We start from the raw sequence: 24,185 nt of genomic DNA, 5'->3' as shown, positions 1-24,185 counted from the left end.
ATCCAGCGAAGGGGAGCACTGCCATGTCTGCCGTACTGCGGGACGCCTGGTCCACGGTCGTCCCGGACATGAAGGACCGGCACGGTCCGCTCCCCCCGCTCATGCTCGCGCTGACGGTGGTGACCGGGCTCGTGGACGCCTTCAGCTATCTCGTCCTGGGCCATGTCTTCGTCGCCAACATGACCGGCAACGTCGTCTTCTCCGGCTTCGCGATCGCCGGTGCGGCCGGTTTCTCGCTGGTCGCGTCTCTCGCCGCGCTGGCCGCGTTCGCCGCGGGCGCCCTGCTCGGCGGCCGACTCGCCCACGAGGCCGGCGCCCACCGGGGACGGGTCCTGCACCTGGCGCTGCTGCTGGAGACGGCCCTGGTCCTGGCGGCGTACGTCGTCGCGCAGACCACGGACACCGCGCACGCGAGTGGAGCGGTCCAATACGCCTTGATCGCGCTCCTCGGCCTGGCGATGGGTGTGCAGAACGCCACCGCTCGCGCCTTGGCCGTACCCGACCTGACCACGACCGTACTGACACTCACCATCACCGGAGTCGCGGCCGACAGCCGTCTCGCGGGCGGCAAGGGCAGCAGGATCGGCCGTCGACTGCTGTCGGCGGCCGCGATGTTCGCGGGCGGTCTGGCCGGTGCCGTGGCGGTCGAGCACGGCGGCCGGGCCCTGCCCCTGCTGTTCGCCGCGCTGCTGCTGGTGGCGGCCACCGGCATCGCGTTCGCACTGACCCGCTCCGACGCCTTGTGGACGAAGCCGTTGTGAGCGCGAACCGCCGCACGCTGCGCTCGGCCCTCCTCGAACTCGCCCTGACGGCACTGATGTTGTTCGTCGTGGCCACCACCGTCCGCTGGCTGATGGGCACCCTCGACCCGACGGCGGGCGGCTGGTGGAACGTTCCAGAGGGCCGGCTCCTCGCCGTGGCCCCGCTCTCCGGCTACACGGTCACCGCCGTCATGCTCTCCCCCTGGGGCCGGGTGACCGGCGGCCACATCAACCCGGCGATCACCCTCGCGATGTGGCGCTACGGCCGCACACCGGGCCGCGATGTCGCGCCGTTCATCGCGGGACAACTGCTCGGTTCGCTGCTCGGCATCGCGGCCGGACGACTGGTCTGGGGCCCGGTGTTCGCCTCCCCCGCCGTGGACTTCGCCGTCATCAGGCCTGCCCCCGGCTGAAGTTGGGCCGCGGTCGCCGTGATCGAGGCCGCCACGATGTTCGTCATCGTCGCCGTCGCCGGAATCGGCGTCTCCAGCCGCCGACTCGGCCCCTTCACCCCCTGGGCGGTCGGCACGATGATCGCCGCGCAGATTCTCGCCTTCGGCACCCTGTCCGGCGGAATCGCCAACCCTGCACGGGAGTTCGGCCCGGCGCTGTTCTCCGGAGACCTCTCCCTCCTGCCGGTCTCTCTCCTCGCCCCGCCGCTCGGGGCGCTCGGGGCGACGGTCGTGATCAACGGCATCACCACCCGCCGCCGTACGACGGCACAGACGCCGACCGCCGAGGAACCGGCTCCGGCTCCCCAGCCGTAGCCATAGCTGTAGCTGTAGCTGTAGCTGTAGCCCCAGTCGCAGCCGAACCCCTTCCGCGAGACGGAAGACCCATTGCCGCGCCGCGCCCCCCGTCCCGAAGATGTGGCCACCACCACAGACGGGAGCCGCAACGATGCCGCACATGACCGCCTTCGCAAGCAACCAGTGGTACGTCGCCGCCTACAGCCACGAGGTCGGCCGCGACCTGCTCGGCCGGACGATCCTCGGCGAGCCCCTCGTCTTCTACCGCACCGAGGACGACGGCACGGCCGTGGCGCTGCACGACCGGTGTGTGCACCGGCGGTTCCCGCTCTCCGAGAGCCGGCTCGACGGGGACCAAATCGTGTGCGGATACCACGGGTTCACGTACGACACGACGGGCGCCTGCGTGTACGTGCCGGGGCAGAAACGCATCCCCCGTACCGCCCGCGTCGCCTCGTACCCGGTGGTCGAGCAGGACGCGCTGGTCTGGGTGTGGATCGGCGATCCGGCCCTCGCCGATCCGCAGGTCATCCCGCGGGCCCCGCACCTCGCCTCCCCAGAGTGGGTCACCGTCAGCGGCATGGAGCCGATCGACGCCGACTACGGCCTCCTCGTCGACAACCTCCTCGACCTCTCCCACGAGACGTATCTGCACGGCGGTTACATCGGCTCCCCCGAGGTCGCCGAGACACCGATCACCACGGAGGTGGACGAGGGCGCCGGTGTCGTACGGGTGAGCCGGCACATGGACGACGCCGAGTGCCCGCCGTTCTACGCCAAGTCCACTGGAATACAAGGGCGGATCACCCGCTGGCAGGACATCGAGTACCACGCGCCCTGCCTCTACCTCCTGCACAGCCGCATCGCCCCGGTCGGCGTACTCCCCGAGGCGGACGGCACTGACCCGAACGGCTTCCACACCGAGATCACCTACGCCATCACGCCCTCCTCCGACGGCAAGGTCTACGACTTCTGGGCGGTCTCGCGCGACTGGGCCACGGACGACGCCGAGGTCACCGAGTTCCTGCGGAGCAACAACCACACCGTCGTCATGCAGGACGTGGACGCCCTCAACCTCCTTCAGAAGACGCTGGGTTCGGAGCGCAGCGGCTACCAGGAGTTGAGCATCAACATCGACACCGGCGGTCTCGCCGCCCGCCGTATCCTCGCCCGGCTGGTCGAGGAGGGCGCCAAGCCCGTGGAGAAGGTCCAGTGACCGCTCCGACCGGCGAGGTCTACCGCATCGACTGGCTGCCGGGGACGGACGTCCTGCACGGCACCTGTCACTGCGGCCGCGAGCACACGTCGCAGGACCCGATCGAGATGTGGGAGTGGATGCTCGCCCACCCTCGGGGCCACTCGGTCGACTCGGTCGACGATCCGCAGGGAGCGGGTACATGAGCACCTACGAGGCCGAACTCGTCGTAGCGAAAAGGGAGTTCGCGGCCGACGGCGTACTCGCCCTCACCCTTCGTCACCCGCTCGGCGAGCAACTGCCGCTCTGGGAGCCGGGCGCGCACGTCGACGTCGTGCTCGGCCCGGGCCTGGAGCGCCAGTACTCGCTGTGCGGCGACCCGGCGGACCGTACGGCGTGGCGGATCGCGGTGCTGCGGGAGCCGGATGGGCGGGGCGGATCGGCGTATGTGCACGAGCAGTTGGGGCAGGGCGACAAGGTACGGGTGCGCGGACCGCGCAACCACTTCCGCCTGGAGCCCGCCCCGCGCTACCGCTTCGTCGCGGGCGGCATCGGCATCACCCCGCTCCTGCCGATGCTGGCCGCGGCGGCAGCGGCGGGCGCGGAGTGGAGCCTGCTCTACGGCGGCCGCACCCGCAACTCCATAGCGTTCACCGAGGAGTTGAGCCGCTACGGCGACCGGGTCACCGTAGCTCCGCAGGACGAGGTCGGGCTCCTGGATCTGCCGTCCGTCCTGGACGACGTGTCCGAGGGCACCCTCGTCTACTGCTGCGGTCCCGGACCGCTGCTCGACGCGGTCGAAGCACGGTGCCCGAGTGGCATCCTGCACATCGAGCGGTTCCAGCCGAAGGCCCAACAGGCGGGCTTGGACGCCGAGTTCGAGGTGGTGTTGGAACAGAGCGGCAGGACGCTGACCGTCCCGGTGGGCGTGTCCGTGCTCGACACCGTGCGGGCCGCCGGGGTCGAGGTGCTGTTCTCCTGTACCGAGGGCACCTGCGGAACCTGCGAGACCGACGTACTCGAAGGCACCCCGGACCACCGGGACTCGGTGCTGAGCGAGGAGGAGCGGGCGGCCGGCGAGACGATGCTCATCTGCGTCTCGCGCTGCCTGGGGAAGCGGCTCGTGCTCGATCTGTGATCCGCAGATCGTCGTCGATGAGCGCCACCGCCGCCAGCAACTGCGGCAGCAGGTCCCGTCGTACGGCCTCGGCGGAGTACCGGCCCGCGTGCGCCCCGACGCTCACTCCGGCGACCACCGCGCCGTCCCGGTCCCGCACCGGGGCGGCGACGGATCTGAGCCCCTCCTCCAGTTCCTCGTCGACGAGCGCGTACCCCTCGTGCCGTATGCGGTGAAGTTCCTTGCGCAGTACGTCGGTTGACGGACGCACGTCCCATTCATCGGCGGGCAGGTGGGCGAGGAGCACCCGGCCCGCGGCGGTGGCGCGGGCGGGGTGGCGCGCGCCCACGGTGATCGTGGCGGCCAGGACGCGGCGGGCCGGGAGACAGGCGACGTGGACGACGTCGTCGCCGTCGAGGACGCACAGGGACGCCGACTCCCGTGTCCGCGCGACGAGTTGCTCCAGATGCGGGGCGACGATCTGCGGCAGGGTGGAGCCCGCGAGGTAGGAGTAGCCGAGCTCCAGGACGCGCGGGGTGAGGCGGAACAGGCGTCCGTCGGACTGGACGTAGCCGAGGTCGGCCAGGGTCAGGAGCAGCCGGCGGGCGGCGGCGCGGGTCAGTTCGCAGGCGCGGGCCACCTCGCTGAGCGTGCGGGCGGGATGCTCGGCGTCGAAGGAGCGGATGACGGCGAGGCCGCGCTCGAAGGACCTCACGAAGTGCGGTGCGCGGACTGCCGCAGGCATCGTCGCCTCCAGACGGACGCACGGAGTGCGCTCCGGGAGCACGGTAGAAGCGCGATTCGATAACTGTCAACAATTTTGTTAGCCAAACCATTGACCCGGTCGGACGCCGGGTTCTACGTTCCCGCTGAGCACCAAGAAGAGCACCACTGTGCGCTGTGCGCACAGCCTGTCGGAACACCGTTGTCTGCACAGGAGGAGCCGTATGCGTCGTCTGCTCGCCGGTCTCACGGTCGGCACGTTCCTGCTCGCCACCGCGGCCTGTGGCTCGTCCGACGGGTCGGGTTCGTCGAAGAGCACGTCCTCGGGGGGCACCACCACGGTCAAGGTGGGGGTCATCCCCATCGTCGATGTCGCCCCGCTGTATCTCGGCCAGAAGCAGGGTTTCTACACCAAGCGCGGCCTGAAACTGACCATGACGCTCGCGCAGGGCGGCGCGGCCATCGTGCCAGGTGTGGTCAGCGGCCAGTTCCAGTTCGGCTTCTCCAACATGACCTCCCTCATGCTCGCCCAGTCCAACGACGTCCCGGTGAAGGCCATCGCCAACGGTGTCGCCTCAACGGGCGTGTCGGGCAAGGACTTTGGCGCCCTCGTCGTCAAGAAGGGCAGCACGCTGAAGTCGGCGAAGGAACTGGAGGGCAAGAAGGTCGCGGTCAACACGCTGAAGAACATCAACGAGACGGCCGTACGCGAATCCGTCCGCAAGGCCGGCGGCGATCCGGACAAGGTGAAGTTCGTCGAGCTGGCCTTCGACCAGATGCCGGCCGCGCTCGACAAGGGCCAGATCGACGCGGCGATGGCCGTCGAACCCGCGCTCACCACGATGCTGAACCAGGGCGCCCAGCAGATCGCCTGGCCGCTGGTCGACGTCGCGCCGAACCTCACCGTCGCCATGTACTTCACGTCCTCGGCGTACGCGACGAAGAACCCGGACGTGGTCAAGAAGTTCCAGGAGGCCACCGCCGAGTCCCTGGCCTACGCCGACGCCCACCCGGACGAGGTCCGCCAGATCGTCGCCACCTACACCAAGGTCCCGGCCAGCGTGCTGGCCAAGGTGATCCTGCCCAAGTGGCCCGCCGATCCCAACCGTTCGTCGATCGAGGCGCTGGAGAAGCTGAGCGAGACCGACGGCCTCTTCAAGAAGACCCCCGACCTCAACACGCTGCTCCCGTGAAAGGACTGAACACCGCACTCAGTGCGGCCGGACTCGCGGCCTTCCTCGCCCTCGGCGAGGTCGTGCCGCGCGTCGGCATCGTCAAGGAGGCCTACTTCCCGCCGACCAGCAGGATCGCCTCCGCGTTTTGGACCGAGCTAAACGACGGCGCGTTCTGGTCGGCGCTCGGCGACACCCTCACCGGCTGGGCCCTCGGCCTCGCGATCGCCGTCGGCGCGGGCATCGTCGCGGGCGTCCTGCTCTCCGTCGTCCCCTACCTCCGCGAGGCGACCGCCTCGACGATCGAGTTCCTCCGCCCGATCCCGTCGGTCGCCCTCATCCCCCTGGCGGTGCTGTTGTACGGCACCGAACTGAAGTCAGTGCTATTGCTCGTCGTCTACGCCTCCTTCTGGCAGATCCTCATCCAGGTCCTCTACGGCGTCCAGGACGTCGACCCGGTCGCCGAGGAAACGGCGCGGTCCTACGGTCTCGGTACCTGGGCGCGGGTGCGGCACGTGCTGTGGCCGAGCGCGCTGCCGTACGTCATGACGGGCGTACGGCTGGCCGCGGCCGTCGCGCTGATCCTCACCATCACGGCCGAACTGGTCATCGGTGCACCGGGGTTGGGCGCGACCATCATGGTCGCGCAGAGCTCGCAGGCGGTGCCCGAGATGTACGCGCTGATCGTGGTGACCGGTCTGCTGGGGCTGATCATCAACGTGGGCGCGCGGACCGTGGAGCGGCGGGCGCTGGCCTGGCACCAGTCCGTGCGCGGGGAGGTGGCGGTGTGAGGCGGGCCCTGCTCCGGCTGCTGTTCGTGGTCACGCTCCCGGCGGTGCTGCTCACCGTCTGGTGGCTGGCGTCGGACGGCAGCACCAATGTGTTCTGGCCACCGCTGCGGACGATCCTCAAGACGTTCCCGGACGTGTGGACCGCCGACCGCTTCAGGACGGACGTCCTCCCAAGTGTCCTGCGTCTGATGGCCGGTTACGCCTCGGCGGCCGTCGCCGGGATCGCGCTCGGCACGGTCATCGGCTCGTACCGGCGGGTGCGCGCGGTGTGCGAACCGGTCCTGGAGTTCCTGCGCGCGGTGCCGCCGCCGGTCCTGGTCCCGGTCATCATGCTGTTCGCGGGTATCGGCGACACGATGAAGATCGTGGTCATCGCGAGCGGCTGCGTCTGGCCGATCCTCCTCAACACGGTCGAGGGCGTCCGCGCGGTCGACCCGGTCATGAAGGAGACGGCCCTCTCCTACGGCATCACGGGCACCGCACGCCTGCGGAGCCTGGTGCTGCGCTCGGCGAGCCCGCAGATCTTCACCGGGCTGCGCCAGGCGCTGTCCATCGGGATCATCCTGATGGTCATCAGCGAGATGTTCGCGGGCACCGACGGACTCGGCTACACCGTCGTCCAGTTCCAGCGCAGTTTCGCGGTGCCCGACATGTGGACGGGCATCCTCGTCCTCGGGATGCTGGGATTCCTGCTCTCCGTCGTCTTCCAGGTGGTCGAGCGGCGGGTGCTCGGCTGGTACCACGGCCTGCGCGCGGCAAGCCGCCGGTCCCCGTGAACATCGTGAAAGGGCGGTCCATGCACGCGCTACTCGACGTATCCGGCCTCAAAAAGGTCTACGAGGGTTCCGGCCGCCGGGTGGAGGCGGTGCGGGACCTCACCTTCACCGTCGACGCCGGCGAACTCGTCTGTCTCGTCGGCCCGTCGGGCTGCGGCAAGACCACTCTGCTTAAGTGCATGGGCGGACTACTCACCCCGACCGCGGGCGAAGTCCTCCTGAACGGACGGAAGGTGAGCGGCCCTCCGCCCGGGATGGCGTTCGTGTTCCAGGAGTACGGGCGCAGCCTGTTCCCCTGGATGCGGGTCGGCGAGAACGTCGAACTCCCTTTGAAACAGAAGGCGTTGAGCAAGTCCCGGCGTCGGGAACTGGTCGCGGACGCGCTGGAGTCGGTGGGGCTGGCGGACGCGGCCGGGGCGTATCCGTGGCAGCTGTCCGGCGGTATGCAGCAGCGGGTCGCGATCGCCCGCGCACTCGCCTACGAGCCCGAAGTCCTGCTGATGGACGAGCCGTTCGCGGCGGTCGACGCGCAGACCCGAGCCGATCTGGAGGATCTGGTACGGGGGTTGTGGCGGGAGCGCGGCATCACCATCCTCTTCGTGACCCACGACATCGACGAGGCCGTCTACTTGGGCGAGCGGGTGGTCGTCCTGTCCGCGTCGCCGACCGTAGTCCAGGAGCAGCTCAAGGTCGATCTCCCCGTGGAGCGCGACCAGTTGCACACCCGGGTCGCCCCGCGCTTCGCCGAACTGCGGACCCATGTGTACGAGCAGATCCAGGCGGCGAAGCGCGGGACGCTCCCGGTTCAGGACCGGCTCACGAAGTCCGATACGCCTCCACTTCGCTGAACTGGGCCGCCGTAAACTGGAGTTGGCGCTGACGCCGAGCCACAGACAGCGGAGGTTGGTGCCGCTCGGCGGGGCCACGGTGACGGTGTCGCCGGTCGCCGGTCGCCGGTCGCCGGGTCGAAGCGGTAGCCGGTGGCGCCGACGACGGTCGCGTAGGTTGCGCCGTCGGTGCTGCCGAGCACCGTGACAGTCTGCGTGCGCGCGCTCCACGCGGACGCGGGCGGCAACTTCAGCACCAGTCTGCGGACGGCCTGGGCCGAGCCGAGGTCGACCGTCCAGGCCTGCGGGAAGGCGTAGTTGGTGGACTGCCAGTAGGTGTTCGCGTCGCCGTCGACCGCCTTGCCGGGCGTGTAGACGACCTGCGAGCCGGTCGCGGTGGCCTGGCGTCCCTTGGCGAGGTTGGTGTTCTGGTCCGGGGGCGGGGTGCCCTGGCCGGGCCGCGGCCAGGTCGAGCAGTCCGACCAGGTGCTGCTCCAGCCGGAGTTGCCACCGCCGTCGGTGAGGTTGAAGGTGCCGGAGCGGACGAGTAGGGGCAGTTGTGAAGTGCTCTCCCAGCTGAAGCCGGGATGAGCGCGTGGCCCATCCGGTACGGGTGCAGGATGTTGCGGGCCGCGTTGTGGTCGGCGCTGCCCGTCCATCCTCAGTCGGTGTTCTTGCACACGAACAGGGCCTGGAGCTTGTACGTCAGCGTCGTAACCGTGCGGTTCCATCCGACGCCTTCGCCAGGAATACGACAGCCACGTCCGCAGGTACGTGTGGGGTAGACACTTCTGGTCCGGCTCCTACTTCGCCGGCTCATGCGGCGGAGCGCCCCTCACCGCCGTACGCCAGTACATCGGCAACCACCAACGCCTCACGAGCTGACGCATACAGCACATAGCCGCGCCCACACGCACCGTGGCCGGCGACTATGCGGTGTGCAGCCAGGCGGCCGTGTCCTGCGGCAGCCGACCCTGGTCGTCCAGGGGGCCGCTGGTCAGCAGAAGTCGGGTATGCGGCGGGAGGTCGACGGGCGCGTCCGAGAGGTTGACCAAGCACGTCGCACCACCCGTGCGGGTGAAGGCGAGGACACCCGCTGGGGCGGGCAGCCAGGTGAGAGGGCCGTCGCCGAAGGTCGGCCGGAGGCGGATCGCCTCGCGGTAGAGATGGAGCATGGAGTCGACCGTCCGCCGCTGACGGTCGACCGCATACGATGTCCAGCCGACCGGCTGCGGAAGCCAGGGCTCGCCGCGCGAGCCGAAGCCCGCGTACGGCGCGTCGGCCACCCACGGGAGCGGTACCCGGCAGCCGTCGCGGCCGGGGTCGGTGCCGCCCGACCGGAGGTACATCGGATCCTGAATACGGTCGACGGGCAGCTCCACCTCGGGCAGCCCCAACTCCTCCCCCTGGTAGAGGTAGACGACGCCGGGCAGGGCCAGTGACAGCAGCGCCGCCGCCCTGGCACGCCGGGTGCCGAGGGCGAGGTCGGTCGGGGTGCCGAAGGCCTTGGTGGCGAAGTCGAAGCCGGTGTCGGCGCGGCCGTAGCGGGTGACCGTGCGGGTGACGTCGTGGTTGCACAGGACCCAGGTGGCGGGGGCGCCGATCGGGGCGTGCTCGGCGAGGGTCTCGTCGATCGAGTTGCGCAGCCGGTCCGGGTCCCAAGGGCAGGACAGGAAGGCGAAGTTGAAGGCGGTGTGGAGTTCGTCGGGGCGGAGGTAGCGGGCGAAGCGTTCGGTGTCGGGGAGCCAGACCTCGCCGACGAAGACGGCGCCGTACTCGTCGGCGACGGCCCGCCAGGCGCGGTAGATGTCGTGGAGTTCGTCGCGGTCGACGAAGGGGTTCGGGTCACGGCCCTCGACGAAGTCGGGCAGGTCGGGGTCCTTGGCGAGCAGCGCCGCCGAGTCGATGCGGACGCCGGCGACGCCGCGCTCGAACCAGAAGCGCAGGATGTCCTCGTGTTCCTGACGCACCGCCGGGTGGGCCCAGTTGAGGTCGGGCTGTTCGGGGGTGAACAGGTGGAGGTACCAGTCGCCGTCGGGGAGGCGGGTCCACACGGGTTCGGTGGAGCCGGCGAACTGGGACGGCCAGTCGTTGGGCGGGAGTTCACCGTGTTCGCCGCGTCCGGGGCGGAAGTGGAACAGGTCGCGCTCGGGGCCGCCGGCGAGGGCGGCGCGGAACCACGGGTGCTGGTCGGAGACATGGTTGGGCACGATGTCGACGATCGTGCGGATGCCCAACTCCCGTGCCTCGGCGATGAGTTTCTCGGCCTCAGCGAGTGAACCGAAGGCCGGGTCGATGGCGCGGTAGTCGGCGACGTCGTAGCCGCCGTCCTTCATCGGTGACAGATACCAGGGGTTGAACCACAGGGCGTCCACGCCGAGTTCGGCGAGGTAGGGCAGTCTGGAGCGGACGCCCGCGAGGTCGCCGGTGCCGTCGCCGTCGCCGTCCGCGAAGCTGCGGACGTACACCTGGTAGATGACGGCCGAGCGCCACCAGTCGTCGTGGCTTTGGGCATGGGGGGGCTGTCCCACTGGGCTGGCCTTTCTGTCGGAGGGCGTCGAGGGGCGGTGTCAGCCCTTCGTGCTGCCCGCGCTGATCCCGGCGATGATGTGGCGCTGGAAGACCAGGAACATGGCGACCATGGGGATGCTCGCGATCACCATCGCGGCGATGAGCACGGTCAGTTGGATGTTCTGCGACAGCTGGACGAGTGCCACGCTGATCGGCTGTTTGTCGGTGTCGGAGAAGACCATCAGCGGCCACAGGAAGTCCTGCCAGACGGCGACCAGGGCGAAGATGGAGACGACGCCGAGCACGGGCCGGGACATGGGCAGCACGATGGACCACAGGATGCGGAGTTTTCCGGCGCCGTCGATCTCGGCGGCCTCCATGACGTCGCGCGGGAGTTGGTCGAAGAACCGTTTGAGGAGATACAGGTTGAAGGCGTTGGCGACGGCCGGCAGCCAGATGCCGAGGGGGTCGTTGAGCAGGCTGGTGTGGATCAGCGGAAGGTCGGCGACGGTCAGGTACTTCGGTACGACCAGGGCCTGCGCGGGGACCATGAGCGTGGCGAGGATGCCGCCGAGGATCAACTTGCCGAAGGCGGGCTTGAGTTTGGACAGGGCGTAGGCGGCGGCCGTGCACAGCACCAGTTGGAACGCCCAGGCGCCGGCGGCCTGGACGACCGTGTTCCACAGGTGCTCCGGGAGCTGCATCAGGTCCCAGGCGTCGGTGTAGCCGCTGAGGTGCCAGTGCTTGGGGATGATCGTGGGCGGGGTCTGCGCGATCTCGTCCGGCGACTTCATCGCGCCGGTCACCATCCAGTAGACCGGGAAGAGGAAGGCGAGCGCGAAGAGCACGACGACGCCGGTGAAGACGGTCCAGTAGACGGCCCTGCCGCGGGGCCGGGCGAGCGCGGCCGGGGAGAGCAGCGTGCGGGTGCTCACAGGTCGTCCTCTCCGGAGCGGGTCAGCCGCAGATAGACGGCGGAGAAGGCGCCGAGCAGCACGAGGAGCATCACGCTGAGCGCGCAGGCGCCGCCGAAGTCGTTGTAGAGGAAGGCGTATTTGTAGATGAGGTAGAGGACGGTGACGGTGGCGCTCTCCGGGCCGCCGCCCGTGATGACGAAGGGTTCGGTGAAGACCTGCATCGTGGCGATGATCTGAAGGAGCATCAGCATCAGGATGACGAAGCGGGTCTGAGGGATCGTCACATGCCGCACACGCTGGAGGAGGCTCGCGCCGTCGAGTTCGGCGGCCTCGTACAGCTCGCCGGGGATGGACTGGAGCGCGGCCAGGTAGATGAGGACGGTGCCGCCCAGGTTGGCCCAAGTGGCCACGATCACCAGGGAGATGAGGGCGGTGTCGGTGCCGTTGGACCAGTTCGAGGTGGGCAGGTGCAGGAAGCGCAGCGTCTCGTTGGCGAGGCCCGCTCCGGGGTCGTAGAACCATTTCCACAACAGGGCGGTGACCACCGGCGGGATCATCACGGGGAGGTAGACGACGACCCTGAAGAACGCCTTCCAGTGCCTCAACTCGTTGAGTACCAGGGCGAGTACGAACGGGATCGCGAAGCCGATGAGCAGGGCCAGCAGGGTGAAGACGAGGGTGTTGCGCCAGGCTGCGGTGAACTCGGGGTCGTGCCAGACGCGGGTGAAGTTGGCGGTGCCGACCCACTCGGGCGAGGAGCCGGGCGTGTACTTCTGGAAGGCGATCACGACCGCGCGGATCGCCGGGTACCAGGAGAACAGGGCGAAGCAGATGAGGCCGCCGATGAGGAACGCGTAGGCGCGGGCCTGGTCGAGGAGGCGGCGCCGCCCCCGGCCCCCTGCCGGGGGCGGCGCCTCGACCTGTCGTACCGCCGTCGTCGGGGCGGGACTCCGGGTGGCCGTCCGGGTCATCGGGTCAGCCCCGGGCCAGGATGCCGTCGATCTTTCCGGAGGCGTCCTTGAGGAGTTGGTCGATGTTCGCGTCCTTCTTGGTCAGGACGGCGGAGACAGCCGAGTCGAGGACGGAGTAGATCTGCTGGGCGTCCGGCGGCTCGATCTTCTTCTGGAGGGACTGGTTGCCGTCCAGGAAGGCCTGGTAATTCTGCACCGGGACATTGGAGTTGGCCTTCTTGACCTGCTGGTCCTTGGCATCGGCGGCGCCGGTGAACAGGCGCGGTTCGGGCAGTCCGACGGGGGCGTTGGCCGCTTTGGCGCGGGCGTAGTCGCCGAGGAAGCCGCTGCCCGGGGTGAGGAACATGCTGTCGAGCCACTTGAGGCCGGCGCGGATCTGGGCGGGCGTGTCGTGCTTGTTGAACATGTAGCCGTCGCCGCCGATGAGCGTGCCCTGGCCGCCGGGCATCGGGCCGAGGGCGAGGTCGTCGTAGTTGCCGCCCTTCTCCTTGACCAGGATCGGGATGTTGTCCGGGGCGGAGAGGTACATGCCGAGCTTGCCCGAACCCATCAGCTGCTGCACGTCGTTGATGACGAGGAGCTGCTTGCTGCCCATGGAGTTGTCGGTCCAGCGCATGTCGTGCAGGTTCTGCAGCACGGCGTGGCCCTGCGGGGTGTCGATGGTGGCCTTCTTGCCGTCGGCGCTCACGACGTCGCCGCCCTGCGAGTACATCTCGACGGTGAAGTGCCAACCCCCTTGGTTCTGGGCGCTGTAGTCGGCGTAGCCGATGGTGCCGTTGCCGAGTGCGGCGATCTTCTTGGCGTCGGCGCGGACTTCGGCCCAGGTCGTCGGCGGCTTGTCGGGGTCGAGGCCGGCCTGCTGGAAGAGCTTGCGGTTGTAGAGCAGACCCATCGAGTAGCCGGTGCGCGGGATGCCGTAGATCTTGCCGTCGACGGTGTAGATGTCACGCAGCTGCTGCTGAAGAGTGCCGTAGCTCTTCAACTCCTTGATGTACGGGGTGAGATCGGCCGCCTGGTTGATGTCCACTACGTGCTTGGCGTCGGTGAAGTACGTGTAGAACACGTCCTCCATCTGGCCGCCGGCGAGTTTGGCGTCGAAGGTCTTCGGGTCCTGGCAGGGGAACGCGTCGTGCGTGACGACGTCGATGTCCGGGTTCTTCTTCTCGAAGGCCGCGACATCGGAGTCGAAGAACTTGCGGTCGACCTTGGCGCTCTTGGGCGGCTCGCAGTTGACCGTGATGCGTGTCTTGCCGCTCGCCGAGTCGTCGCCGGACCCGCAGGCGGCGGCGGTGAGCGCGAGCGAACAGACGCCGATCGCGGCGAAGGTACGGCGGAACCCGGTGCTTCTCATCGGTGGACCCCTCTGGGCAGGAGCGGTGGGCGCCCACACTCAAGCACCGCCGACATCTCTCCGCAAGATGTCGCGCAGAGTCTGTAATTATTCGACAGCAGCGCGCCTATCAGCTGCGCGGGGCTTGCGCGGTGGAACCGCGGACTACCAATTCCGGTTCGAAGAGCAGCTCTTCGGCGGGTACGACGGCTCCGCCGACCTGTGAGTTCAGGAGCTCGACGGCGGCCCGGCCCATGGCCTCGATGGGCTGGCGGACGGTGGTCAGCGGGGGCTCGGTGCAGTTCATGAACGCGGAGTCGTCGTAGCCCACGACGGAAATCTGTGACGGGACGTCAAGTCCCTTGCGGCGGGCGGCTCTTACGGCGCCGAGAGCAAGGGGGTCGCTGGCGCAGATGATGCCGGTGACACCGCGGTCGATCAGCCGGGAGGCCGCCGCGTGGCCGCCCTCGATGGAGAAGATGGCGCGCGCGACGAACTCGTCGGGCAGGTCCGGGGACAGGGCCCGCGCGGCGGTCAACTTCCTTGCGGACGGCATGTGGTCGGCGGGGCCGAGGACCAGCCCGATGCGCTCGTGGCCGAGGGAGGCGAGGTGGCGCCAGGCCTGTTCGACGGCGACCGCGTCGTCGCAGGAGACGGCGGGGAAACCGAGGTGGTCGATGGCCGCGTTGAGCAGGACGACCGGGATGTTGCGTTCGGCGAGCAGCCGGTAGTGGTCGTGCGGCGCGTCCGCCTGCGCGTACAGGCCGCCGGCGAACACGACGCCGGAGACCTGCTGTTGGAGCAGCAGCGTCACGTAGTCGGCCTCGGAGACCCCGCCCTTGGTCTGGGTGCAGAGCACGGGGGTGAGGCCGAGTTGGGCGAGCGCGCCGCCGATCACCTCGGCGAAGGCGGGGAAGATGGGGTTCTGAAGCTCGGGCAGCACCAGGCCCACCAGTCGCGCGCGTTCACCGCGCAGTTGGGTGGGCCGTTCGTAGCCGAGGACGTCCAGGGCCGACAGCACCGACTGCCGGGTGGAGTCGGAGACTCCGGGTTTGCCGTTGAGTACCCGGCTGACCGTGGCCTCGCTGACCCCGACCTTCTTCGCCACCTCAGCAAGTCGTCGCGTCATGTGCGCAAGAATAGCGCAAGTGATGCAAGTGGTTTGCGCCATGGGGCAAGTGACCGGAACTGGCTCACGGCGTCACCGGGTCGGCTCACGGCGTCGCGACCCGATGTCAGTCGTGTGCGGCCCACAGGCCGCGGACATGCCCGAGGTGGCGGGTCATGATCTCGCGCACGGCCCGCTCGTCACGGTCCACCAGCGCGTCGAGGAGGTTCAGGTGCTCCTGGGCGGAGGCCAGCAGGCGCCCCTCCTTGACCAGGGCGGTGAGCCCGTACAGGCGGGACCGCTTGCGCAGATCGCCGACGACCTCGACGAGATGGGCGTTGCCGGCCAGGGCGAGCAGCCCGAGATGGAAGCGCGTGTCTGCCTCGACGTATGCGATGAGGTCACCGGCCACGGCCGCGTGCACGATCTCCCGGGCGGCGGGCCGCAGCGCCTCCAGCGAGACGGGGTCGGCGGTCGCGGCCAGCCCCACCACCGTGGGGATCTCGATCAGGGCGCGGACGTGGGTGAACTCGTCCAGTTGCTTCTCGGAGACCGCGGTGACCCGGAACCCCTTGTTCGGGACGGTGTCGACCAGCCCCTCCTTGGCGAGGTCGAGCATGGCCTCGCGGACCGGTGTGGCCGAGACGCCGAAGCGGGCGGCGAGCGACGGCGCGGAGTACACCTCGCCGGGCCGCAGCTCCCCCGCGACCATCGCGGCCCTGAGCGCGTCGGCGACCCGCTCGCGGTAACTGCTCTTCCCGCCCAGCGCGGGCAGATCCGGTGCGGTGGTGGGCGGGGCGCCGGTGCGCTGGACGGCCATCGAATCTCCTGGTGTACAAGTGGTGCAATGTCACGCGTGACCCGCCATTATCCCCGGGCTAGAGAATGAACCCGCCCGGGAACGGGTCGGTGGGATCGAGCGAGTACTGCGCGGTGCCGGTGATCCAGGCACGGCCGGTGAAGCTGGGCAGTACGGCGGGCACGCCGGCGACCTCGGTGGTGTCGAGGAGCCGTCCGGTGAACCGGGTGCCGATGAAGGACTCGTTCACGAACTCGGTGTGCAGCGGGAGTTCGCCGCGCGCGTGGAGCTGCGCCATGCGGGCGCTGGTGCCCGTGCCGCAGGGCGAGCGGTCGAACCAGCCGGGGTGGATCGCCATCGCGTGCCGGGAGTGCCGGGCGGTCGCGCCGGGCGCGTACAGGTGGACGTGATGGCAACCGCGAATGGACCGGTCCTCCGGGTGGACGGGCTCGTCCCGGTCGTTGATCGCCTCCATGAGGGACAGGCCCGCCTTGATGATGTCGTCCTTGCGGGACCGGTCGAAAGGCAGCTCGAACTGGTCCAGCGGCAGGATGGCGTAGAAGTTGCCGCCGTACGCCATGTCGTATGTCACCGTCCGCCCGTCGGCGAGGGTGGCCTCGCGGTCCAGGCCCACGGAGAACGACGGGACGTTCTTGAGGGTGACGTGCTTCGCGGCGCCGTTCTCGACCGCGACCTCGGCGACGACGAGTCCCGCCGGGGTGTCGAGGCGGATCGTGGTGACGGGCTCGACGACCTCGACCATGCCTGTCTCGACGAGCACGGTGGCCACGCCGATCGTGCCGTGCCCGCACATGGGGAGATAGCCGGAGACCTCGATGTAGACGACGCCCCAGTCGCAGTCGGGGCGGGTGGGCGGCTGGAGGATCGCGCCGCTCATCGCGGAGTGGCCGCGCGGCTCGTTCATCAGGAACTGCCGGATGTGGTCGCGGTGTTCGCGGAAGTACAGCCGCCGCTCGTTCATCGTCGCGCCGGGGATGGCGCCGATGCCGCCGGTGATCACCCGGGTCGGCATGCCCTCGGTGTGCGAGTCGACGGCGTGCAGGACGAGTTTGCTGCGCATGACGCTCCTGGTGGATCGGTGCCGATGCGAGGGTACTTACGCGAGTCCGGCCGCGACCGCCTTCTCGGTGGCGGCACGCACGACGATCTCCTGCTCCGGCAGCAGCGGAACGCGCGGCGGGCGCACCGGGCCGCCGTGCCGTCCGACGATGTCCATCGACAGCTTGATCGCCTGCACGAACTCGACCTTGGAGTCCCAGCGCAGCAGCGGGTGCAGTTGCTCGTACAGCTTCTTCGCGGTGGCAAGGTCGCCGTCGACGGCCGCGTGGTACAGCTCGACGCTCGCGGCGGGCAACGCGTTCGGGTAACCGGCCACCCAACCCTTCGCACCCGCGAGCGCCAGCTCCAGCAGGACGTCGTCGGCGCCGATCAACAGGTCCAGTTCCGGGGCGAGTTCGGCGAGCTGGTAGGCGCGGCGGACATCGCCGGAGAACTCCTTGACGGCGTGGATGTACCCCTCGCCGTGCAGCTTGGCGAGGAGTTCGGGCACCAGGTCGACCTTGGTGTCGATGGGGTTGTTGTACGCCACGATCGGCACGCCCGCCTTCGCGACCTCGGCGTAGTGCGCGAGGACCGAACGCTCGTCGGCACGGTAGGCGTTGGGCGGCAGCAGCATCACGGAGGCACAGCCCGCGTCGCGGGCCTGCTCGGCCCAGCGGCGGGACTCGGCGGAACCGTAGGCGGCGACACCGGGCATCACCCGCGCGCCGCCGATCGCGGCGACGGCTGTCTCGACGACTTTGGACCGTTCCTCGGGGGTGAGCACCTGGTACTCACCGAGCGAGCCGTTCGGCACGACGCCGTCACAGCCGTTGTCGACCAGCCAGGCGCAGTGCTCGGCGAACTTGTCGTAGTCGACGGCGAGTTCGTCGGTCAGCGGAAGCGCGGTGGCTACGAGGACGCCGCGCCAGGGACGGTTCGGGGTGGTGGTCATGGAACGCCTCATCTCAATTGGGCGGGGCGACGGGAGGGCGATGGGGTGTGACATTTTCATTGCTGCTCGTCGTCCTCGGCCTCACCGGCGCGCGCCAGCACACCGAGCGGCACGGGCCGCGCGAACGGCCGCCGGGACGGGGTGAGTTCGCATCCGGCGAGTCCCGCGACCGCTGGCCCGCACATCCGCCCCTGGCACCAGCCCATCCCGGCCCGCGTCAACAGCTTCACAGTGCGTACGTCACCGGCGCCGAGCCCGGCCACCGCCTCGCGGATCGCGCCTCCGGTCACCTCTTCGCAGCGGCACACGATCGTGTCGTCGGTGACGAGACCGGTCCAACAGGCGGGCGGTGCGTAAACGTTGTCGAGGGCGGCGGAGAACTCCCGCAGTCGCGTACGGGACTTGGCGGCAGTCGCCCACTCGCGCGGGTCGGGTACGGCACCCGTCAGACGGGCGGCTGCGGAGCGTCCCGCGATGTGTCCCTCGGCGAGGGCGAGGTCCGCGCCGCCGATGCCGGTGGTCTCGCCGGCCGCCCAGACGCCGGGGACGTCGGTGCGCTGTTCGTCGTCGACGCGGACGTGGAGCCCTTCGAGCCGGCAGCCGAGGGTCTCGGCGAGGTCGGTGTGCGGCAGCATGCCGTGGCCGACGGCGAGGGTGTCACAGGCGAGGCGCCGTTCGGTGCCAGGGCGGATCCGTCCGTGGGCGTCGAGCGTGGCGACGGTCACCGCCTCCAGCCGCTCGTCGCCGTGCGCCTCGACGACGGTGTGCCGGGTGAGCAACTTGACGCGGTGGCACAGGAGTTGGGCCGCGTACTGGGCGCCTTCGGCGACCTTGCCGGGCTGTGCGGCGAGCACGCGGGGCCGTCGTATGAACGCCTTGGGGTCGGCGGACTCGACGAGCGTGGCCACTTCCACACCTGCCGCCGCGAGGCCGGTCGCCACGGGGAGGAGGAGTGGACCGGTCCCTGCGACCACGGCGGTTCGTCCAGGGACGGCGAGGGAGCCCTTGAGCATGGCCTGCGCGCCGCCCGCGGTGAGCACTCCGGGGAGAGTCCAGCCGGGGAAGGGGAGGACCTTCTCGTAGCCGCCGGTGGCGAGGAGGACGGCGTCGGCGCGGACCTCGACCGGGTCCTCCTGTGCGGGACCGACCAGGGCGTGCACGGTGAAGTGGTCCAACCGGTGCTCCACGAACCAGACATGATGATCCGTCAAGTGTGTTGCGTGGCCTGCCTCCACCTGGCGGGCGAGGGCGCCGTCGAGCCGCTGCCACGTGCGCCACCGGTGGTGCAGGGCCTGTGGGCGCCGGGCGTTCAGTTCGGCGGCGGGCTGACGGTAGAACTGGCCGCCCGCCCGGGCCGCCGAGTCGATCAGCGTGACCCGGACGCCGTGTGCCGCGGCGGCGACGGTGGCGGCGAGTCCCGCCGGGCCCGCGCCGATCACGGCGAGGTGCGGTCGGTCAGTCATCGTGGCCCGTTCCGTCCTGGGTGCGGATGGCGTCGCCCGGGTGCAATGGCACCAGGCAGGCCCGTTGGTTCGGGCGGTCGTTGACGGTGACGAGGCAGTCGTAGCAGACGCCGATGCCGCAGAAGATGCCGCGTGGCGCGCCTCCGGTCCGGGTGGTGCGCCAGGACGTCACACCCGCCGACCACAGTGCGGCGGCGACGGTCTGGCCGGGGACCGCCTCGATCTCGCGGCCGTCCAGGGTGACCGTGAAGACCGGTCCAGGGTGGGCGTCGGCAAGGTCTCGGGGGGATCCGGATCTCATTCGACCTCCTCCTCGTCGTCCTGGAAGCGGTCGGGGCGGAAGGGTGCCATGTCGAAGTCGGGGGTCTTGCCGCCGAGGAGTTGGGTGATCAAGTGCCCGGTGCCGGTGGCGAGTCCGATGCCGGCGCCCTCGTGCCCGCAGGCGTGGAAGAGTCCGGGGGCCCGGGGGTCGGGGCCGATGGCGGGGAGGTGGTCCGGCAGGTAGGGGCGGAAGCCGAGGTAGGAGCGCATCGCCCTTACGTCGGCCAGGAACGGGAACAGCCGGGTCGCGCCCGCCGCCAGCGCCCGCAGGACCGGCAGCGAGAACTCCCGATCGAAACCGACGCGTTCACGGCTGGCGCCGATGAGGACGGGCCCGGCGGCCGTGCCCTCCACGACGGGTGAGGTCTGTAGGGCGGCCGAGTCGCTGGCCACGTCGGCCACGTAGTCGGCGGCGTACACCTTGTGGTGGATCAGGCGCGGGAGCGGTTCGGTGACGAGGACGAAGCCTCGGCGCGGGAGGACGGGGAGGGCGACGCCTGCGAGGGCGGCGAGTTCGCCGCCCCAGGTGCCGGCGGCGTTGATCACGGTCGGGGCGAGGATGTCACCCGGGGCGGTGCGGACGCCTTGGACCGTTCCATCGGCCGTGCGGAGTACGGCCGTCACCGTGCGGCCGGTGAGCAGGCGGGCGCCGGAGGCCCGGACGAGGTGGGCGGCGGCCAGAGCGGGCATCACCTGGCGGTCCTGGGGGTAGTGCACGCCGCCCGGGAGGCCTGGGGCGAGGCGGGGTTCGAGGTCGTACAGGGCCTCGGCGTCGACCGGTTCGGCGACGACTCCCGCGGTGCGCTGCTCCTCCGCGAAGCGCTCCAGGGCGGTGAGCCCGCTGGGCGTGGAGGCCACGACGAGGCCGCCTTTCGCCTCGTACTCGATGAACTCCCCCAATTCCTCGGCGAGTTGTGTCCACAGGCGGGCGGAGAGGAGGGCGAGGTCGAGTTCGGGGCCGGGTTCCTTGTCGGAGACGAGCAAGTTGCCCTCACCGGCACCGGTCGTGCCGCCGGAGACCGGGCCGCGATCCACGATGACGACGTCGAGGCCGGCCCGGGCCGCGTAGAGGGCGCAGGCCGCGCCCACCACTCCGGCTCCGACGACCACGACATCGCAGGTCAGTCGCTTGCTCACATCAGTACTATGTCACATACCTCTCTGGTTGAGTATGCCCCCGCCTGCATGTCACCGCGAGGACGGTGGGCGGCGGCGGACCGGGGACACCACTCCTTCAGGAGTACTTACTTACTGGCGCCGCTGCCCGAGGACGCAGAACTCGTTGCCCTCGGGGTCCGCCAGGACGACCCATGACTGTTCGCCCTGGCCGATGTCGACCCGCTGTGCGCCGTGGGCCTCCAGTCGGGCCACCTCGGCGTCCTGGTCGTCGGGCCTGAAGTCGAGGTGCAGTCGGCTCTTGGACTTCTTGCTCTCGGCGAGCCGTACGAAGTCGATGCCCGGCAGGCGGTCCGGCGCCGGGCGGATCTCGAACTCGTCGTCGGATGAGTGGACGACCACCCAGCCGAGGGCCGTGGCCCACCACTGGCCCAGGGCCGCCGGGTCCTCCGCGTGCACGATTACCTGTTCCCATTCCAAGGTCATCCGCAGAGCTTAGACCGGCCGCCGCCCCGGAAAACAGGTGCTCAGGGCGTCAGACCCGGCTGGCGGTGGCCGTGTCGGCGGACAGTCGCTGTGCGACGTAGATCGGGAGGACCGAGAGGAGGACGAGGACCGCGGCCACCACGTTGACGACCGGCGCCTGTTGGGGCCGGGTCATGTTGTTGAAGATCCAGATCGGGAGGGTCTCGATGCCGGGTCCGGCGGTGAAGGTGGTCACCACGATCTCGTCGAAGGAGAGCGCGAACGCGAGCAGTCCGCCGGCCAGGAGCGCCGAGCGCACCAGCGGGAAGGTGACGTCGACGAAGGCGCGGAAGGTGTCGGCGCCCAGGTCCATCGCGGCTTCCTCGTACGACCCGGAGGTGCGCCGGAGCCGGGCGACGACGTTGTTGAAGACGACGACGATGCAGAAGGTGGCGTGTCCGACGATCACCGTGAACAGGCCGAGGCCCACGCCGAGCGGCTCAAGTACCGTGCTGAACGCCGAGTTGAGGGCGATGCCCGTGACGATGCCGGGCAGGGCGATCGGCAGCACGACCACGAAGGAGATGGCGTCGCGGCCGAAGAAGCGGTACCGGGCGACCGCGAAGGCGATCAGGGTGCCGAGCACCAGGGCGATGGCGGTGGCGCCGAGGCCCGCCTTCACCGAGACCCAGAGTGCCGCGCGGGCGCCCGAGTTCTGCCAGGCGACGGACCACCAGTGCAGGGTCAGGCTGGAGGGCGGCCAGCTCGCGCTGCGGTCCGGGTTGAGGGAGTTGACGAGGACGAGCAGGAGCGGGACGTAGATCACCGCGAAGCCGAACCCGGCGGCCACGCGCAGGGCGATGCGCGCGGAACGGGAGAGCTGCATGACATGTCACCCCCTTCGGAGGCGGTCGATGGTGTTGTGCGGGCTGCTACAGGCTGCTGAGCGCACCCGTGCGGCGCATCGCGAGCAGATACACGACGATGACGACGACTGGGACCGTTCCAAGAGCGGCGGCCATGGGCAGGTTGAGCTCGATGTTGGAGTAGACGAGGTTGCCGATGAGCTGGGTCTTGCCGCCGACGATCTGCACGGTGATGTAGTCGCCGAGGCTGAGCGAGAAGGTGAAGATCGACCCGGCGGCGACGGACGGCAGCACCATCGGCAGCACGACGGACCGGAGGGTCCGCCCGGCCCGCGCGCCCAAGTCGGCCGACGCGTCGAGGAGGTTGGCGGGCAGCTGCTCCAACGCGGTGTGGATCGGCAGGACCATGTACGGCAGCCAGAGGTACGTGAGGGTGAGGACGGCGGCGGGGAGTCCGAACCCCGGACCACTGAGCCCGAACGGCTTCAACATCCAGTCGGCCAGGCCGCCTTGGGACAGGATGAGCCGCCACGCGTACACCTTGACCAGGTAACTGGCCCACAGCGGGGTGAGGATGGCGACCACCAGCAGCGGGCGTCGGCCGGGCTTGGCAACTCGGGCCGTGTAGAAGGCAAGTGGGAACGCGATCACGGCGCACAGGACGGTGACGGCGAGTGCGACGCCGATGCTGCGCAGGATGACCTGGCGGTACACGGGCACCGTGAACAGCTCGTGGAAGTTGTCGGTCGACCAGACCTTCACCACCTCGGAGGTGAAGGAGTCCGTCGTCCAGAACGCGGAGACGAACAGCACGCTCAGCGAGCCGAGATAGAGCACGGCGAGCCAGAGCAGCGGTGCGGTGAGGAGCAGGGACAGGCGCAGCCGGGGGCGCCGGTACAGCGCCCCCGCGGTCCGGTTGAGCAGGGACATGTGTCAGCCCTTGATCTCGGTCCAGGCCTGTACCCACTTGGCGTACGGCACGCACTTGACGTCGGTGCGGCCGTCGAGGCACTGCTCGATGGGCGTGTTCCAGAAGGCGATGTTCTTCCAGTACGCGGTGTCGGCGGCGTGGTAGGTGGTGCAGAAGTTCTTGTCGCTGGTCTCGGCGCAGGCCTTGGAGTTGGCGGGGGCCTCGCCGAAGTACTCGGCGACCTGGGCGTTGACCTTCGGGGAGACGATCCAATTCAGCCACTTGTAGGCGCAGTTGGGGTGCTTGGCCTTGGCCGAGATCATCCAGGTGTCGGACCAGCCGGTCGAACCCTCCTCGGGTACGAAGGCCTTGATCTTGGTGCCCTCGTCGGCGGTGAGGTTGGCGATGACCTGCCAGGTGGTGCCGACGACGGAGTCGCCGCTCTTGAAGCCGGAGATCTCCTTGAGGTAGTCGCTCCAGTACTCGCCGATGTCAGCGTTCTGCTTCTTCAGCAGGGCGACGGCCGCGTCGAACTGGGTCTGGTCGAGCGCATAGGGGTCCTTGATCTTCAACTCCGGCTTGGTGGCCTTGAGATAGAGGGCCGCGTCGGCGATGTAGATCGGCGAGTCGTACGCGGTGACATGGCCCTTGTACTTCGAGGCGTCGTCGAAGACCGCGGCCCAGGAGGTCGGGGCGGGGGTGACCTTCTGGGTGTTGTACATCAGCAGGTTGGCGCCGCGGCCGTGCGGGATGCCGTAGGCCTTGCCCTTGACGGAGTTCCAGGCCTGGAGCTTCAAGTCGGGGAAAATGTCCTTGTAGTTGGGGACCAGGTTCGTGTTGACGGGGGCGGCGTCGCCGGAGGCTATGAGGCGCAGGGAGGCGTCGCCGGAGGCGGAGACGGCGTCGTACTCGCCGGTCTTCATCAGTTTGACCATCTCGTCGGAGCTGGCGGCGACCTTGGAGTTGACCTGGCAGCCGGTCTGCTTCTCGAAGTCGCTGACCCAGTTGACCTTGGGGTCGTTGGAGCCGTCCTCGACGTATCCGGCCCAGGCGATCAGGTTGACCTCGCCCTCGCTCTTGCCGAGCTTCGACTGGGCTTTGAGGTCAGGGGGGTTGAGGCCGCCGCCCGATGAACCGCTGTCGGAGGAGCCGCAGGCGGTGGCGGCGAGCAGGGCGGCGGCACAGGCCGTCACCTGGAGGGTTCGGGTGAGACGCACGGCGTTCTCCATGGGTGGAGGAGATGGGTGAGCGGGCGGATCGGCGAAGGGGCCGGGGGAGGTGCG

At 69.5% G+C, this 24,185-nt stretch carries 24 protein-coding genes and 3 pseudogenes; 10 read left to right on the top strand and 17 right to left on the bottom strand.

The features are described from left to right. Positions 1 to 23 precede the first annotated feature (23 nt). The 5 genes and pseudogenes from ACWIHT_RS14160 (at position 24) to ACWIHT_RS14140 (ending at position 3,843) form a co-directional block, all read left to right on the top strand. The gene (locus ACWIHT_RS14160) at positions 24 to 761 is read left to right on the top strand and encodes a YoaK family protein (protein WP_456167828.1); all 738 of its coding nucleotides are present in this window, start codon (positions 24 to 26) and stop codon (positions 759 to 761) included. Further along, positions 743 to 1,528, top strand: a pseudogene (locus ACWIHT_RS14155) (MIP/aquaporin family protein). Before ACWIHT_RS14160 ends, ACWIHT_RS14155 begins: the two are co-directional and overlap by 19 nt. A 133-nt stretch (positions 1,529 to 1,661) precedes the next feature. Further along, positions 1,662 to 2,726: an aromatic ring-hydroxylating dioxygenase subunit alpha gene (locus tag ACWIHT_RS14150; RefSeq protein WP_456167826.1), complete on the top strand. Its 1,065-nt coding sequence runs from the start codon at positions 1,662 to 1,664 to the stop codon at positions 2,724 to 2,726. Next, complete coding sequence (locus tag ACWIHT_RS14145; RefSeq protein ID WP_456167824.1) at positions 2,723 to 2,911, top strand: hypothetical protein; 189 nt, start codon at positions 2,723 to 2,725, stop codon at positions 2,909 to 2,911. The genes ACWIHT_RS14150 and ACWIHT_RS14145 overlap by 4 nt, the downstream gene beginning before the upstream one ends. Next, positions 2,908 to 3,843 (top strand): PDR/VanB family oxidoreductase, encoded by a 936-nt coding sequence (locus ACWIHT_RS14140; protein ID WP_456167822.1) that lies wholly within the window; start codon positions 2,908 to 2,910, stop codon positions 3,841 to 3,843. Before ACWIHT_RS14145 ends, ACWIHT_RS14140 begins: the two co-directional genes overlap by 4 nt. Here the strand turns inward: ACWIHT_RS14140 and ACWIHT_RS14135 are convergent. After that, a complete protein-coding gene (locus ACWIHT_RS14135) occupies positions 3,794 to 4,567 on the bottom strand; it encodes an IclR family transcriptional regulator domain-containing protein (protein ID WP_456167820.1) in 774 nt (257 codons plus the stop codon). The genes ACWIHT_RS14140 and ACWIHT_RS14135 overlap by 50 nt on opposite strands. A 202-nt stretch (positions 4,568 to 4,769) precedes the next feature. Between ACWIHT_RS14135 and ACWIHT_RS14130 the strand changes: the two genes are divergently transcribed. The 4 genes from ACWIHT_RS14130 to ACWIHT_RS14115 are packed head-to-tail and all read left to right on the top strand — an operon-like array spanning position 4,770 to position 8,132. Continuing rightward, a complete protein-coding gene (locus ACWIHT_RS14130) occupies positions 4,770 to 5,738 on the top strand; it encodes an ABC transporter substrate-binding protein (RefSeq protein ID WP_456167818.1) in 969 nt (322 codons plus the stop codon). Continuing rightward, positions 5,735 to 6,508 (top strand): ABC transporter permease, encoded by a 774-nt coding sequence (locus ACWIHT_RS14125; protein WP_201049743.1) that lies wholly within the window; start codon positions 5,735 to 5,737, stop codon positions 6,506 to 6,508. Before ACWIHT_RS14130 ends, ACWIHT_RS14125 begins: the two co-directional genes overlap by 4 nt. After that, complete coding sequence (locus tag ACWIHT_RS14120) at positions 6,505 to 7,284, top strand: ABC transporter permease (protein ID WP_456167816.1); 780 nt, start codon at positions 6,505 to 6,507, stop codon at positions 7,282 to 7,284. The genes ACWIHT_RS14125 and ACWIHT_RS14120 overlap by 4 nt, the downstream gene beginning before the upstream one ends. A gap of 20 nt (positions 7,285 to 7,304) precedes the next feature. Then, the gene (locus ACWIHT_RS14115; protein WP_456167814.1) at positions 7,305 to 8,132 is read left to right on the top strand and encodes an ABC transporter ATP-binding protein; all 828 of its coding nucleotides are present in this window, start codon (positions 7,305 to 7,307) and stop codon (positions 8,130 to 8,132) included. On the opposite strand, the pseudogene ACWIHT_RS14110 reads toward ACWIHT_RS14115, so the two are convergent. Further along, a pseudogene (locus ACWIHT_RS14110) lies at positions 8,101 to 8,676 on the bottom strand (discoidin domain-containing protein); the annotation flags it as partial. The gene ACWIHT_RS14115 and the pseudogene ACWIHT_RS14110 sit on opposite strands and share 32 nt — an antisense overlap. Positions 8,677 to 8,843: 167 nt before the next feature. Here ACWIHT_RS14110 and ACWIHT_RS14105 point away from each other — a divergent pair. Continuing rightward, positions 8,844 to 8,996 (top strand): annotated as a pseudogene (locus tag ACWIHT_RS14105) (transposase); the annotation flags it as partial. A 44-nt stretch (positions 8,997 to 9,040) separates the two neighbouring features. On the opposite strand, the gene ACWIHT_RS14100 reads toward ACWIHT_RS14105, so the two are convergent. The 15 genes from ACWIHT_RS14100 to ACWIHT_RS14030 all read right to left on the bottom strand — a co-directional run bounded on the left by ACWIHT_RS14100 (position 9,041) and on the right by ACWIHT_RS14030 (position 24,119). Then, positions 9,041 to 10,642: a glycoside hydrolase family 13 protein gene (locus ACWIHT_RS14100; protein WP_456167812.1), complete on the bottom strand. Its 1,602-nt coding sequence runs from the start codon at positions 10,640 to 10,642 to the stop codon at positions 9,041 to 9,043. Positions 10,643 to 10,681: 39 nt separating this feature from the next. Then, positions 10,682 to 11,557: a carbohydrate ABC transporter permease gene (locus ACWIHT_RS14095; RefSeq protein WP_019069833.1), complete on the bottom strand. Its 876-nt coding sequence runs from the start codon at positions 11,555 to 11,557 to the stop codon at positions 10,682 to 10,684. After that, positions 11,554 to 12,510 carry a carbohydrate ABC transporter permease gene (locus ACWIHT_RS14090; protein ID WP_456167810.1) on the bottom strand — a complete coding sequence of 319 codons (957 nt, stop codon included), beginning with the start codon at positions 12,508 to 12,510 and terminating at the stop codon, positions 11,554 to 11,556. Before ACWIHT_RS14090 ends, ACWIHT_RS14095 begins: the two co-directional genes overlap by 4 nt. A 4-nt stretch (positions 12,511 to 12,514) precedes the next feature. Then, positions 12,515 to 13,861 carry an ABC transporter substrate-binding protein gene (locus tag ACWIHT_RS14085; RefSeq protein WP_456167808.1) on the bottom strand — a complete coding sequence of 449 codons (1,347 nt, stop codon included), beginning with the start codon at positions 13,859 to 13,861 and terminating at the stop codon, positions 12,515 to 12,517. A 109-nt stretch (positions 13,862 to 13,970) separates the two neighbouring features. Next, positions 13,971 to 14,969: a LacI family DNA-binding transcriptional regulator gene (locus ACWIHT_RS14080; protein WP_200715892.1), complete on the bottom strand. Its 999-nt coding sequence runs from the start codon at positions 14,967 to 14,969 to the stop codon at positions 13,971 to 13,973. Between the two features lie 106 nt (positions 14,970 to 15,075). Further along, the gene (locus ACWIHT_RS14075) at positions 15,076 to 15,768 is read right to left on the bottom strand and encodes a GntR family transcriptional regulator (RefSeq protein ID WP_456167805.1); all 693 of its coding nucleotides are present in this window, start codon (positions 15,766 to 15,768) and stop codon (positions 15,076 to 15,078) included. A 58-nt stretch (positions 15,769 to 15,826) separates the two neighbouring features. Then, a complete protein-coding gene (locus tag ACWIHT_RS14070; protein WP_456167803.1) occupies positions 15,827 to 16,828 on the bottom strand; it encodes a proline racemase family protein in 1,002 nt (333 codons plus the stop codon). A gap of 36 nt (positions 16,829 to 16,864) precedes the next feature. Next, positions 16,865 to 17,761 (bottom strand): dihydrodipicolinate synthase family protein, encoded by an 897-nt coding sequence (locus ACWIHT_RS14065; protein WP_456167801.1) that lies wholly within the window; start codon positions 17,759 to 17,761, stop codon positions 16,865 to 16,867. Between the two features lie 56 nt (positions 17,762 to 17,817). Beyond that, positions 17,818 to 19,224, bottom strand: coding sequence for an FAD-dependent oxidoreductase (locus tag ACWIHT_RS14060; protein ID WP_456167799.1), 1,407 nt, complete (start codon positions 19,222 to 19,224; stop codon positions 17,818 to 17,820). Further along, a complete protein-coding gene (locus tag ACWIHT_RS14055) occupies positions 19,217 to 19,525 on the bottom strand; it encodes a (2Fe-2S)-binding protein (RefSeq protein WP_456167797.1) in 309 nt (102 codons plus the stop codon). Before ACWIHT_RS14055 ends, ACWIHT_RS14060 begins: the two co-directional genes overlap by 8 nt. Then, a complete protein-coding gene (locus ACWIHT_RS14050; RefSeq protein WP_456167795.1) occupies positions 19,522 to 20,682 on the bottom strand; it encodes an NAD(P)/FAD-dependent oxidoreductase in 1,161 nt (386 codons plus the stop codon). Before ACWIHT_RS14050 ends, ACWIHT_RS14055 begins: the two co-directional genes overlap by 4 nt. 111 nt (positions 20,683 to 20,793) lie before the next feature. Beyond that, positions 20,794 to 21,147, bottom strand: a complete 354-nt coding sequence (locus tag ACWIHT_RS14045) for a VOC family protein (protein ID WP_456167793.1) — start codon at positions 21,145 to 21,147, stop codon at positions 20,794 to 20,796. A 49-nt stretch (positions 21,148 to 21,196) separates the two neighbouring features. Beyond that, positions 21,197 to 22,012 carry an ABC transporter permease gene (locus ACWIHT_RS14040; protein WP_427918552.1) on the bottom strand — a complete coding sequence of 272 codons (816 nt, stop codon included), beginning with the start codon at positions 22,010 to 22,012 and terminating at the stop codon, positions 21,197 to 21,199. 46 nt (positions 22,013 to 22,058) lie between these two features. Next, entirely contained in the window at positions 22,059 to 22,922 is an 864-nt protein-coding gene (locus ACWIHT_RS14035; protein ID WP_456167791.1) for an ABC transporter permease, read from the bottom strand. 3 nt (positions 22,923 to 22,925) lie between these two features. Then, positions 22,926 to 24,119 carry an ABC transporter substrate-binding protein gene (locus ACWIHT_RS14030; protein WP_456167789.1) on the bottom strand — a complete coding sequence of 398 codons (1,194 nt, stop codon included), beginning with the start codon at positions 24,117 to 24,119 and terminating at the stop codon, positions 22,926 to 22,928. Positions 24,120 to 24,185 lie beyond the last annotated feature (66 nt).

The organism is Streptomyces sp. NPDC002276 (genome assembly GCF_053891435.1).
The sequence above is the reverse complement of the archived record's forward strand: the minus strand, read 5'-3'. Positions and strand labels throughout refer to the sequence as shown.